Annotated in this window: 11 protein-coding genes; 1 reads left to right on the top strand and 10 read right to left on the bottom strand. The window is 71.0% G+C overall.

Annotated elements, in window-relative coordinates:
• Positions 1-12 precede the first annotated feature (12 nt).
• Genes ACFWY5_RS28475 through ACFWY5_RS28465 form a run of 3 tightly spaced genes read right to left on the bottom strand, consistent with a single transcriptional unit; the run spans position 13 to position 3680 of the window.
• Complete coding sequence (locus ACFWY5_RS28475) at positions 13-1323, bottom strand: purine-cytosine permease family protein (RefSeq protein WP_379619035.1); 1311 nt, start codon at positions 1321-1323, stop codon at positions 13-15.
• A 27-nt stretch (positions 1324-1350) separates the two neighbouring features.
• The gene (locus tag ACFWY5_RS28470) at positions 1351-2649 is read right to left on the bottom strand and encodes a hydantoinase/oxoprolinase N-terminal domain-containing protein (RefSeq protein ID WP_379619033.1); all 1299 of its coding nucleotides are present in this window, start codon (positions 2647-2649) and stop codon (positions 1351-1353) included.
• The gene (locus tag ACFWY5_RS28465) at positions 2646-3680 is read right to left on the bottom strand and encodes a DUF917 domain-containing protein (RefSeq protein WP_379619031.1); all 1035 of its coding nucleotides are present in this window, start codon (positions 3678-3680) and stop codon (positions 2646-2648) included. Before ACFWY5_RS28465 ends, ACFWY5_RS28470 begins: the two co-directional genes overlap by 4 nt.
• Before the next feature lie 88 nt (positions 3681-3768).
• Here ACFWY5_RS28465 and ACFWY5_RS28460 point away from each other — a divergent pair, with 88 nt between their 5' ends.
• The gene (locus ACFWY5_RS28460) at positions 3769-5118 is read left to right on the top strand and encodes a PucR family transcriptional regulator (RefSeq protein WP_379635456.1); all 1350 of its coding nucleotides are present in this window, start codon (positions 3769-3771) and stop codon (positions 5116-5118) included.
• Positions 5119-5638: 520 nt separating this feature from the next.
• Here the strand turns inward: ACFWY5_RS28460 and ACFWY5_RS28455 are convergent.
• The 7 genes from ACFWY5_RS28455 to ACFWY5_RS28425 all read right to left on the bottom strand — a co-directional run bounded on the left by ACFWY5_RS28455 (position 5639) and on the right by ACFWY5_RS28425 (position 12466).
• Entirely contained in the window at positions 5639-6079 is a 441-nt protein-coding gene (locus ACFWY5_RS28455; RefSeq protein ID WP_379635454.1) for a hypothetical protein, read from the bottom strand.
• A gap of 89 nt (positions 6080-6168) precedes the next feature.
• Positions 6169-6615: a hypothetical protein gene (locus ACFWY5_RS28450; RefSeq protein WP_379619025.1), complete on the bottom strand. Its 447-nt coding sequence runs from the start codon at positions 6613-6615 to the stop codon at positions 6169-6171.
• A complete protein-coding gene (locus ACFWY5_RS28445; RefSeq protein ID WP_379635452.1) occupies positions 6612-7907 on the bottom strand; it encodes a hypothetical protein in 1296 nt (431 codons plus the stop codon). Before ACFWY5_RS28445 ends, ACFWY5_RS28450 begins: the two co-directional genes overlap by 4 nt.
• A 4-nt stretch (positions 7908-7911) precedes the next feature.
• Positions 7912-8163, bottom strand: coding sequence for a hypothetical protein (locus tag ACFWY5_RS28440; RefSeq protein WP_379619021.1), 252 nt, complete (start codon positions 8161-8163; stop codon positions 7912-7914).
• Positions 8164-8172: 9 nt separating this feature from the next.
• Positions 8173-10344 (bottom strand): transglutaminaseTgpA domain-containing protein, encoded by a 2172-nt coding sequence (locus ACFWY5_RS28435; protein WP_379635450.1) that lies wholly within the window; start codon positions 10342-10344, stop codon positions 8173-8175.
• Complete coding sequence (locus ACFWY5_RS28430) at positions 10341-11492, bottom strand: DUF58 domain-containing protein (protein WP_379635448.1); 1152 nt, start codon at positions 11490-11492, stop codon at positions 10341-10343. The genes ACFWY5_RS28435 and ACFWY5_RS28430 overlap by 4 nt, the downstream gene beginning before the upstream one ends.
• The gene (locus tag ACFWY5_RS28425; protein ID WP_379635447.1) at positions 11489-12466 is read right to left on the bottom strand and encodes an AAA family ATPase; all 978 of its coding nucleotides are present in this window, start codon (positions 12464-12466) and stop codon (positions 11489-11491) included. The genes ACFWY5_RS28430 and ACFWY5_RS28425 overlap by 4 nt, the downstream gene beginning before the upstream one ends.
• Between the last annotated feature and the right edge of the window lie 10 nt (positions 12467-12476).

The raw sequence follows: 12476 nt of genomic DNA, 5'->3' as shown, positions 1-12476 counted from the left end.
GAACTTTCTGGTCTATGGGGTGGGGACGAGTTGCTGCTCGCGGCTGCCGCGTACGAGGCCGAGCTTTCCCGCGACGATGTAGAGCACCCCGGCCAGGATCAGCGAGGTGAGTGCCGGGATGCCGGGCCACTGGTAGTGCTCGCTGAGCCAGCCGGTCAGCGCGGACACCACCCAGATGACCAGCGTGGCCGGAACCCAGGTGGGCTCCGTCTCCGGCAGCGTGCCCTGCTCGCGGGAGGCGTCCAGGACGGGCCGCCAGCGTCTGACGACGAAGTACTCCGCCACCATGATCCCGGCGATCGGCGGGGTGACGACGCCGAGGATCAGCAGGAAGTCGGTGAAACGTTCCAAGATCCCGGCCGCCGCCAGCAGGCTGCCCACCACGCCGACGCCGACGGTGACCGCGACCCGGTTCAGCTTCAGCCCGATGGTCGACTCGACCGCGTTGAGCAGGCCGAGCACGGCGGAGTACAGGTTCCAGTTATTGATCTTCACGGTGGCGGAGATCAGCACGATGACCCCGATCACGCCGGAGGACGCGGTGATGATCGCGATCACGTCCGAGGACTTGACCGCGTACGCCAGCAGCACGCCCGCCAGGCCCAGGACGTACTCGCCCAGGGAGATGCCGACGAGCGTCTGCTTGACCACGTCACCAGTGCTGCGGTTGAACCTGGTCATGTCGGGTGTGGTGACCGCGCCGACGATGTAGGAGCCGGCGACGATGGTGGCGCCGGTCGCGATCGTCATGGGCTCGCCGAAGGGCGTCGACGCCACCAGCGTCCCGAGGTCGTGCCGTGACAGCTCCACCCAGATCGCCCAGCCCGCCAGGCCGAGGAACGCGGGCACGGTGATGAACGCCGTCATCCCCATCGCCCTGAACCCCTTGATCACCAGCAGCGTCACCCCGAGCCCCGCGACCAGCGCCCAGAGCCAGAAGGGCAGCCACGGCATGATCGCGTGCAGGCCGGCGGCGAACACGCCCGTCTGCACCCCGAACCAGCCGAACAGGCTCAACGTGATGATCACGCCGATGATCGTGGACCCGTACCGGCCGAACCCGGTCCAGCGGGCCAGCAGCGAGGTGGACATGCCCTCGCGCATGCCGGCGATGCCGACGAAGATGCAGACGACCTCAAGGATCACGGAACCGAGCGTGAACGCCCAGAACGCGTCCCAGAAGGACAGGCCGGCGCCGAGGGTGGCGCCCAGCAAAAACTGCGTCAGGTCCGACAGTTGCCCGAACCGCTGTACCGCGACGTTGAACCAGGAGTAGCGGGCGCGCTTGGGCACTCGCTCGAGGGGATAGTCCTCGTCGATCATCGATCTTGCCTCTCTGCGGGGGGTGTTTCACCAGCGCGACGGCGGACCTGCCGCTCTCGCGCGGAGTTTGACGAAGGTGCCGGGCAGATAGTCCAGCGGCGTGTCGTCGGCGTGGATGATCACCGTCTGCCGGGGATCGGCCCCGGCCAGGACGGCGACCGCCCTGGCCTCTTCCATGACGGCGTCCATGGCGGCGGGCAGCGCCGCGCGATCCGGGAGCCGGATGATCCGCTCGTAGTGGCCGCCGACCGGGCTGACGGCCGCGCCGATCGCACCGGCCGCCAGCCCGTGCTCGGGATGAATGCCCTGGTGTACGGCCTGCGCCCCGCCACCGACGACGACCAGCGGCAGCCGGTCGGCACCCGGTTGCAGGCGATCCACGGCCTCGGCCAGTTCGGCGTCGTCGACGGGTCTGGCCACCCGGATCAGCCCGGGGATGCGGAAGCCGACCGGGACCCCGCCGATGTTCGCGCCGCCCACGGCCTCCTCGGGGAAGCCGCCGGCCAGCACGCCGACCCTGACCCTGCGGGCGCCGACGTCGGCGACCACGGCGTCTTCCAGACCGGTCAGCGCGCCGGCGCCGCGCAGTACGCTGGCCGGTCCGCTGCCCAGGCTGAGTCCGGGGTGGCGGGACATGTGCTCCAGGCTCATCAGCGTGCCGTCCCCGCGGGTGACGAAGACGGCGGCGCCCGGGCAGAGCGTGGCCAGGCCGTCGGCCACCGACTGGGCGAACCCGGACAGGGCGGCATCCAGGATGGTGGCGTTCTCGCGTTCCAGGAGGCCGAGTGAGCCCAGGTCGGCGGACAGGGCGATGGGCAGGTTGCCCACCTCGGCCCTGATCAGCTCGGCCGCCTCGTGCTCCTGCTCGGCGTCGAGAGGCGAGAACAGGCCGACGACGGCGAACGCCTCGGCGGTGCCCGCCATGGCGGCGGCGAAACGGCTGACGGCGGCCCGGTCGAGGGGCGTCCAGTCGTCGCGTTCCAGCCCGCCGCCGCCGTCCACGATCTCCGCGCCGGCGTTGACCGCGGTACGGAGGTCGTCCGGCCAGCCGAACAGGGGGCGTACGGCCCTGGCGGAGTCACCGCTGATCCGCACCACGGCGACCCTGCGCAGCTCGCGCCGCCTGGTGACCGAGGTGGCGCTGCCGCGCAGGCCCACGGCCACCTGGGTGAGGTCGGTGGCCTCAAGCCTTTCGAGCGCCGACCTGACGTTGTCCACGGGCTTGTCGGGTTGCGAGGGGACCTTCACCGTCGCCAGGACCCGGCCGTCGTCGTCGAGGAGTGCGGCGTCGGTGTTGGTCGGTCCGACGTCCACCCCGGCCTTCATGACGCCTCCCCTGTACCCGCCCGGCAGGGGAATCCGGGCGGGTTCGGAGGGGGCGGAGGGGGACTTTGGAGGCCGGTGAGACCGAAGGCTTCGGGACCGGCCAGGCGCAGGCCCTCGGTGGTGTACCAGATCGGGTCGCACAGCAGGCGCACGACGCCGACGCGCAGGCCGTAACGCACCTGCTGGACCTGCAGCACCTCGCCGGTCCGGGTGTCGATGAGGGCGATGACATCGGGCACGCACGCCAGCGGGCGCCCGTCCTCCAGCACGGCGAGGAACTCGCTGCCCGCCTCCAGGCGGACCATCCTGCCCTGGTCGGCGCCGAGCCCCTCGACGATGATCCCGTCCGCCGCCTCGGCGATCTTGCCGGTGATCAGCGGCGCGGGCAGTTCGGTTCCCAGGTGGACCGCGCGGCTGACCGAGCCGAGCGCGGTGGCGGTGGCGACCTGGCGTCCGCGCAGGACGTACTCGGTGCTGGCCACCTGCCCGCCGAACGCCTCCAGCGACGAGCGCACCAGCCGCTCCAGCCAGCGCCCGGTGACGTGCTCGATGACGAGGGTTCTGCCGCGCTCGTCGCACACCACGGCCGGGGTCGGGGCGATGCCGCGTAGTTGCATCACCGTCTGGTTCATGCCGGGGAACGCGCGGCTCATGCCGTCGGCGTCGACCAGGGGCAGGCCCAGGCGGGCCGCCCAGGCGACGGCCATGCAGCCGTTGGCGCCGCCGATCTCGCTGGCCATGAGTGCGCCCACGCGCGTGCCGTACAGCGCCTCGACCTTGTCGCGCAGGTGCACGGGCTCTTCGGTCCCGGTGACCCGTTCCAGCATGACGGCCGACGAGCCCGCCGTACCCGCCGGCATGACCAGCAGGTCGGGGTCGAGGTCGCCCGCCTGGACCACGTGTACCGGACCGTGATCCTCCAGCGCCTGCATGGCGGCGACGCGGGCGATCGCGACGGTCCCGCCCCCTCCGGAGCCGAGCACGGCGCAACCACGCGCGAACGCGGGGAGCGTGTCGGTGTCGATGTCCACTCGCTCAGGCTACGAACGCGCAGACAAAGGGTGGGTGTGCTGAAAGCATCATTATGTGTGATCTGTGTGCTAATGGCACACTTGCAGGATGAGCGTGCGGTTGATCGAGAGCCTGGGGGAGGTGGTCAGGCAGCCACCGGGCTCGGTGCTCGTCCTCACCAGGGCTGTCTCGGCGCAGGCCGTGGGATACCGGCTTGAGGTGGCGTTGCGTGACGCGGCCGCGGCCGGGGCGGTGGCCCTGGTGCTCACCGCGCCCACCACCGTCAGCCACAGCGCGTGGGCCCTGGCCGAGCGGGTGAGCGTCGAGCTCCTCGACCCGCGCACCTCGGGCGCCTCGGGCGCCAGCCCGCTCGGCGCCGTGGTCGCGACCGCGTTTCGCGAAAGTCACGGGGATCTGGCCGGACTGATGGTGGCCGTTCAGAGCGCGCTCGCCGGAGACGCCGCCGACTCGCTGGCCAGGGCGGCACGGGCGGTCGAGGGCATCGCCGGGGCCGGCGGCGTACCGGAACGGATCGCCGAGGAGGTCAGCGCCGCGATGGGAGTCACCGTAGACCCCGACTTCACCACCGCCGGCGGCCCGGGTGGACATCGGGCCGACGCCACCGAGATCGTGCTCCGCCTCGCCGCACTGGCCGCCGCCGCGGGCGCCGTCGACGAACTGCCCGCCCGTTCACGTGCCCATCTGCTGACCGAACTGCTCGTCGCCCCCGAGAAGCAGGCCCAGGAACTGGTTCCGCGGGCCAGGGCCCTCGGGCTGCCGATCGACGACTGGCACGTGATCCTGCGGTTCGAGCCGGTGATGGACGAGGGGCCCGACCGCTATGCCGTACTCGACACCCTCGCCTCCCGCGCCACCCGGGCCGTGCGCGAGCTCGCCGGCCCCTCGTGGAACGCCGCCCTTGCGGGCGACGCGCTCGTGGTCGTCCGTACGGTCCCCCGCGACCAGGGCAGCATGGGCCTACGGCAGGCGGTACGCGAGGCCGGAGCCCTCCTGGAACGGGTCCGCCCCGCCGGAACCAAGGTGCGATGCGGGGTTTCCACCTGCCACGAGGGAGTCCTAGGCCTGCGTACCTGCGCCTCCGAGGCCCGGACGGCACTACGCAGGGACAAGACGGAACCACTGGCCACGTACGACCTGTCCGGCCTGGACCGGATGCTGGAGGAGTGGTACTCCTCCGACACCGCCCAGCAGGCGGTCAGGGACCTGCTGCAGCCGCTCCTCGACCTGCCCGGCGGCCAGCCCAAACGGCTGATCACGATCCTGCGCGCCTACCTGGACCACCACGGCTCCCCCGCCAAGGCGGCAGAAGAGGTGAACCTCCACAGAAACGCCGTCAGCCGCAACATCCGCCGCATAGAGACGCTGCTGAAGGCCGACCTGAACAACCCGCAACAACGCCTCGCCCTCCAACTCGCCTGCCGCGCCGCCCAGATCTAACCCATCGGCCTGACCGGCAAGACTGCGACCGCATCCATCTCCGCGGCCCTGGGACGGTAGACACTTCTGAAGCCCCGGCCAGGGCGGGGGCCCTTTCTGGAGCGAGGCTCTCGCCGTCCGGTGTGGTCTGGAGCTCGTGCTAGAACGGTTTGTTCGCGGCGGTCATGATCTGGTGGGCGCTCAAGCAGTCGCCGCAGGCCTTGGCCAGGCGGATCGGGGAGGGGCCCAGAGCCGATGCCGTCGCCTCGTGCACCTGACCCCGACACACCCCGGCAAAGGCGAACCCTCCCATCGGGGCGGCCCACCGCTCGGAAACGACAGCACCAGCATGTCTGGGACCGTAAGCGCGCCCACGTCCGGGATCGTAAGACCCAAGAAGCGGTTCTACCGGAACTCGTCCGCGTCTACTCCGGACAGCTCAAGCGGTGATTATTCTCGTCGGAGCGTCTAGTTTGTTGCAGTTTCACCGGCATTGATGTCCTTTGATGCGGTACAGAAACCCGCCTTGAAGATGTGGCCTTCACATTGGATTGCCACCGAGCAATCGCCCAGTAGGGCATGGCCAGGATGAATGGCAGGAGGGGCATTCGTAAGAACCACCGCCGAACCCCTGGCCGGGGAAATGCAGGGTGCGTAGTTCCTGGACCAGTCCCTCAGGAGCCGGCAAGGAGCGAACCCTTCCCTGCAGGACCAGGAACGTGACCGCTCCCCCTGCCGCGAACAGCCCTCCGACCAGGGACCGGCTGATCCCCTGTACGCCGCACTGCTGCGCCAGCGCCGCATCGATCCCACCGTCGGTCAGGCCCGACAGCAGCCCCAGGCTTGCCACGAACGACGGCCCGCAACTGAAGTCGGAGCCGAATACGGAGATGGACACGGGAATGATGAAGAAAGCGAGCCCGATGACCGCTCCGATGATGAGCGCGCTCCACTCCCAGCTGAGACTCCTGACGGAGGCCATGGGCGTAGTCCTTTCCCTTGTGCTTCGTGGTCGAGACCAGTTTTCCGCACGCTCAATTCCAGCTCAATGGGAACGGTTTCCCACGCCATTCATTCACAGGCGAACGAAGAAAAGACGTCCGCCAGTACGTCCTGTTCGGCGGCGAGCTGGGTGCCGAGAAGGAGATGAACGGTGCGCAGCCCGCCGGGAGACTGGTCTGAGCCACCGGCCGCGAGGACGAGGTGGCGGAAATCGCGGCCGTCGACGGTGACGGTCGCCTCGCGTACGGCCGCCGTATCGTCCGGGGTGAGCGGTCTGATGATGGAGTGGGCATTCAGGTCGAGTAGCGCCTGCTCGGCCACCTCGCCCAGCGGAACGTCCGCAGGCAGCCGCTCACCGAACACCACGACGCTCGGCCGGTAACCCGACCGCTCGGGGCCGGAGAAGGCGATCAGCGCGCCGGGCGGCTCGACCGCCGTCCAGCCGTCCGGCACGCTGATCCAGAAGGGCCTCAGACCGGGGGACGCCTCGTTGGGCCAGGGCACGGTGACCGTCATCCGAGCACCTTGGTCATCTTGACGAGGTCGCCAGGAGCGTCGCGGATCGACTTGGCGGCGTTGAGAGGCGCCTCGGCGATCTTGGCCACGTCGATCTCGAGGCCGCCCTTGAGTTTGGCACCCGGTCCGAACGCCAATCCCGCGGCACCCTGCACCTTGAACTTGCCGTCCTGGAAGCTGGCCCCGCCTTTGAGGGAGGCGCCGAACCCGAGTTGGCCCTCGACACCCGCGCTGGGCTTGACGCCGCCTACGTCCACGGCGATGTCGGCACCCCCCTTGAAGCCGGTGAAGGCTCCGCCTTCCAGCCCGGCACGGAAGCCGTCACGGTCCACGCTGAATTCGCCGTTCGCCGACACCTCACCGCCCGCGGCGCGCACGGAGAGGTTCCCGCTGAGGTCGGCGGGGCCAAGTTTGCGACGGAGACGCGCGTCTGCGCTGAGCGCGTACGCCTCCGCGTGGGCGCCGCCGGCGAGGCCATAACGGCTGCCGATGCGGCCCAGGCCGCCGAACACCTCGAACGCCCGACGCCCCAGCGCATACTCTGCGTCGAGTTCGCCGAGAGCGCCCTTCACCCGGGTCCTGTCAGCCAGTAGCGCCTCGTCCTTGCCGTATTTGCCGTACAGGAGGGAGGCCAGCGGCGAGCCGGGCGCGAGACCGTTGCGCTTGAGACGGCGCAACTCCTGGGGCGTGAGGCCGAGGCCGTCCGCGGTGAGTTTCCGCGTACGCATGTCCTTCGACTTGAGCACGTCGTGGAGGCGCGGTCCCAGCAGGACTTCGCCTGGCGGCGCGGGCGTCCCGCCCACCACGGCGGCGCCCTGGCAGGTCACCGCCAGTGCCCTGACGGCGCGAGCCCGATCGCGAGCGGCCTCCTCGTGGCGGCGCTGTGCCCGGCGTACGTCCTGCTCGGCCTCATCGACCTCGTGCCGGACCTGGGCCAGCGCGACCGGATCCACCGGCTCCGGCAGGGCGGCCAGGCGTCGCCGTGCCTCGGCGAGCCGCCGTTCGGCCCGTTCGAGCCGGTCGCGGGCTTGTTGCTCCTCCTCGATGGGGGCGACGGTGCCGCGTAGGGCGTCGGCGACCTCCTCGTGGGCGGACCGCGCCGTGACGAAGGCGGTCTGCAGTCCTTCCAGGGTTGTCAGGAAGCGGCTCGCGCACGGGCCGACGAATGCTCCGGCGGTGAGGCCGGCGGTGGCGGTACGCAGGGTCGTCACGGTGCCGTGCAGACCCCGCGCCCGGTTCCCGTTCTCCTCCGAGGCGCTGAGCAGCACGCCGGGAACAGCCGATTCGCCCATACGATCAGCCGCCCGCGATCCGGAACGCGAGCGCCGTCAGATCGGCCTGGCGCGCCGTCAGCCGGACGACCTCCTCAAGCCTTCCGAGGTGATCGGACCAGCGGGCCGCGAACTCGTTGAGCGCGGCGTCGGCCGCCCCGTCGCCGGTCGCCGGCCGCCTGTAGCGCGTCGTGGGCAGGCCGGCCGCGGCACCGCTGAGCTGACTTCCGATGGTGGTGAGCGCGGCCGGCTGGGCCGCGATTCGCTGTGTGGTCATGGACGCACGCTAGAAGCGCGCCGGGCGCCGCGAAATGGGAAGTGGTCCCCATCGCGGGCGCAACGCGGCCGCCACCTTCCGTCTGAACGACAGCGCCGTACGCGCCTGGGCACGCGCCTCATCGGCCAGGGCCCAGGCACGCTCGCCCTCCGCGTGGCTGACGTCAGCGGCGGCGTACATGGCCTCGTTGACCAACCCCGCCAGGTCGCCGGTGGCCTGTGCCGCGTCGGGGAACCGAATCGCGGCGAGCCTGGCCGCCTCTCCCGTGGTGGTCGCGGTGCTCAGGAGCAGCCCCGCGTCGGCATAGCCGGCGAGCATCTCCCGCCAGGCCGCAGCCACCCTTCGCTGCGGATCCGCGGTACGTCGTCTGCGGCCGCGCGCGAACCACTTGAGCATCGGTACGGCGACGGGGACCGTCATGAGCAGGCCGGACAACGCCAGCAATAGCCAGGGCCAGATCGGGGTGTCAGGGTTCGGCGGAAGCGGATCGGCGGAAGCGTCCCTGGCCGGATCCCGCTTCTGCTGATCGTCATCGGCCGGCGGCGGGAATTCCTCGTCGGGCGATCTCTCGGCTCTCCCCTTGCTCTCCTTGCGTGGTGTTGGATCGAAGGCCACCCAACCGGCCTGGGTGAACCGCACCTCCGCCCAGGCGTCCACGTCCCGCTCGGTGATCCGGTACTGGTTCTTCCGTCCCTTGCCCGGGCGGAAGCCCACGACCACGCGCACGTCGTAGCCGAGTGAGCGCGCCAGCACCGCGAACGCGGAGGCGTACTGCTCTGCCGTGCCCGTCCTGGTCTCCGCCATCAACCGGCGGATATGCCAGTTGCCGTGGCCGCTCGGCGGCCTCGGCCCCGTGTGCTCGGTGTACACGCCTTTCGCGAAGTGGTCGGCGAGGCGGCGCAGCGCCTCGTAGCCGGACCCGTCGCCGGTGATCTTCTTCGCCGCGTCCGCGAACTGGCCGGCCGCCGCGTCCCGCTCCGGCTTCACGATCGGTGTGTCCGCCGCCAGCGCGGCCGGATCGACGGCCGGCACCAGACTGTGTACGACGTAGTCGCGCGGCAACGGCCGGTCGGCGGGGCTGACGAGGTCGCCGGTGTCCGGATCCACGCCGAGCCCCGCGACCGACACCCGCGCCGGCCGCCCGCTGGACACCAGCAGGCCCAGGTCACCGGCTTCGGCGACGTGCACCTCATCCTTGACGACACGGCCTGCCGTATCGGGTCCGGGGAGCCGGGTGCCCGCCCGCCAGAACGTTCCCGAGGTGGTCCAGTAGATGCCATCGAACGCCGACAGCGTGGCGTATCGCAGGTGCGTGACAGGGCGATCGGTGGTGACCGTCAGGCGCACTCGCGTCCGTCCCGCGTGGAGGGCGGGGAACTGGGACAGCGGGCTGGCCGCCTGACGGGGTTCGACCGGTTGAGGCAGCAGGTCGCGAGCGTCCATCGGGCGTGATGCAGGGGGAAGCGCCTGCGGCAGGAACAGGCTCGTCGCCGAACCGGTCGCCACAAGGATCACGGTCGCCGCCACGAGCGCGAAGCGCGGACGGCGTCGGGCCGGCTCGCCCCGCCGGCTGCCGTCACGGCGCGACCAGGCGCCGAACAGCAGCAGCACGGCGATGATCAGCGCCGCGCCGGGTCCCAGCCAGGCTGCCGCCCCCGCCCCTGCTGACACCGACAGCCCTGCGGCGGTGCCGAGCAGGGCGACAGGCAGCGCCCACGCCACGGACCTGCCGCGCAGGATCGGTTCTGCCGCCGCGAGAGCGGCCAGCCCGGCCAGCAGCGCCACCGTGGCCAGCTCCGCGCCATGGGGTTCGAGCGGCGAGATCGAGGTGAGCAGCCGGTGCGGCCCGCTGAGCACGTTCGACGGGATCACGACGGCCAGGTACGCGGCCAGCACGACGACACCGGCCGTCAACCGGGTAACCGGCTGCAACCATGTCGCCAGGGCGGTCACCAGGCAGGTCACGGCCACCGCCAGCGCCGCGCCGACGGTGGGCGGCAGGTAGCGGGGATCGGTGAGCGCCTCGGCCGAGGTCCTCCCGAACGCCCCCGCGAACGCCACGACGGGAAGCAGTCCCACGACGAACGCCAGCAGGCAACCTCCCATCGTGAAGGCGACCGGCCTGCCCAGGCGCGGCGAGGCGGATCCCGCGGCCTCGGCACTCTCCGGCGACGTGGTCATGCCCGCCCACCCGCCAGACGCCCGATGGCCTGCACGGCACCACCCGCGTCGGCCGCGCTCACCAGGGTCACCGCTCCCCTGCGCACCACCCCGGGAGCCGCGGCGGCGGGGTCCAGTCGCACGATCAGCAGGAGCGAGAACCTGGGTGCCTCGGCGGCGAACCGGGCCACGATCGCCGGATCCGTACCGGTGACCAGCACGAGTTGTCCCCCGGTCGCGGCGCGGCGGACGGGCGCCTGCACGGCGGACACGCCGAGTCCCTCACTGCGACGAGCCGCAGCGAGCCGGTCGAGCGGGCCGCGGGCGCCCAACCGAGCCAGCTCGACCGAGTCCTCGCCCGCCACCGTCAACACGATGCGCGCGTGCGCGAACACGATCGAGGCGCACACCTCGACCGCTTCCTCGAAGGCGGCCTCGTCCAGAACCTCAGCGCGGGTGTCCAGGACGACCGTTGCGGCGGGCTCGCCGGCGTCCACCCGCTCCTGAACCAGCAGGGTTCCGGTACGGGCCGCTGAGCGCCAGTGGATGAGGCGTGGATCGTCTCCTGGCTGGTATTCGCGCAGACCGTCGAAGATGCTGGTGCCATGAGGGGTGTGCCCGCCGGACTGCCCGTCGACGTCCGGACGCGTGCCCAGGGGAAGCGCGTTCAGCGGGTGGACGCGAGGGTGCACCCAGATGGCGGACGCGGCGACGGCCGTGTGGCGGCGGACCGCGAGCCCGAGCGGATCGCGTCGTTCGAGCGTGAGAGGACCATGGCCGAGCAGGCCACGCCGGTGCGTGGGCACGGTGTACTCGGCGCCGGCCGCTCCCCCGCGGGCCGGGGGCGTGATCGCCACCCTGACCCGTTCTGCGCCGATCCGGTCCGTGGTCTCGGTCCATCCTAAGGGCGGCCTGCCCTCGTTCCGCACCGAAATCATGCAGGTGACGCCCGTTCCCACGGAGATCCGGTCGCCGGCTACGGTCCGGGCCGCCGCGAGCCGGTCCGGTACGCACATCATGACCACGGCCACCACCACCAGCGCAGGTGCCGCCGCGCCCATCGCCGCCAGTTGCGGGTAGCCGCCCAACAGCCCGGCGGCCAGCACCACGGCCCCGCCCGTGAGCACGGCCGTGCCCGTGCCCGTCAGGACAGGCGGCCGAGCGCTCACCGCGCCCCTGCCGGCAACGGCACCACGACGCTGGACATGATCTCGTTCACCACGGCCGTCGTGGTGAGGCCATCGATCTCGGCCTGAGGGGTGAGCACCAGGCGATGGGCGATCACCGCTTGCGCGACCGCCTTCACGTCGTCCGGGGTCACGTATCCGCGTCCTTCCCCTGCCGCTGAGGCCTGGGCCGTGCGTACGAGGGCCAGGCTGCCGCGCGGGCTCATGCCGAGCTGCAGGTGCGGGGTGGCACGGGTGGCCTCGGCTATGCGGGCGACATACTCGGCGACGGCTTCGCTGATGTAGACGCGGCTGACGTACTCGATCATCCAGCGGATCTGGTCGATCTTGGCCACCGGCTTCAGCTCGGGCGAGGTCCCGGTACGCGCCCTGTCCATGATGAGATCGCGTTCGGCCACGAGATCGGGGTATCCGACCGCGATGCGCAACAGGAACCGGTCGAGCTGCGCCTCGGGCAGCCGGTAGGTGCCCTGCAAATCGACGGGGTTCTGGGTGGCGACCACGAGGAAGGGGGTGGGCACCTGACGGGGCCGACCGTCCACCGTGACCTGCCGCTCCTCCATGACCTCCAGCAACGCCGACTGTGTCTTGGGAGAGGCGCGATTGATCTCGTCCGCCACGACGATGTGCGCGAAAGCGGGGCCCGGCCGGAAGTCGAACGTGCTGGTCTTCTGGTCGTAGACGGTGGTGCCCGTGATGTCGGACGGCAGCAGGTCGGGCGTGAACTGGATCCGGTGCCAGCTCGCGTCGATCGAGGCGGCGATGGCCTTGGCCAGCGTGGTCTTGCCCACGCCCGGCACGTCTTCCACGAGGAGATGCCCGCCGGCGAAAAGGCATGTCAAAGCCATCCGTACCGCGTGCGGCTTGCCGGACAGCGCACGTTCGACGTTGGATCGGAGCGCGGCGTGGGCCGCGGCGAAGTAGGCCCCGGGCTCGGCATCGGTAGTGGCGGGCAAGATACTTCCT

Origin of the sequence: Nonomuraea sp. NPDC059007 (genome assembly GCF_042740555.1) — a bacterium.
Taxonomy (GTDB): Bacteria; Actinomycetota; Actinomycetes; order Streptosporangiales; family Streptosporangiaceae; genus Nonomuraea.
This window is presented reverse-complemented; position numbering and strand designations above follow the sequence as displayed.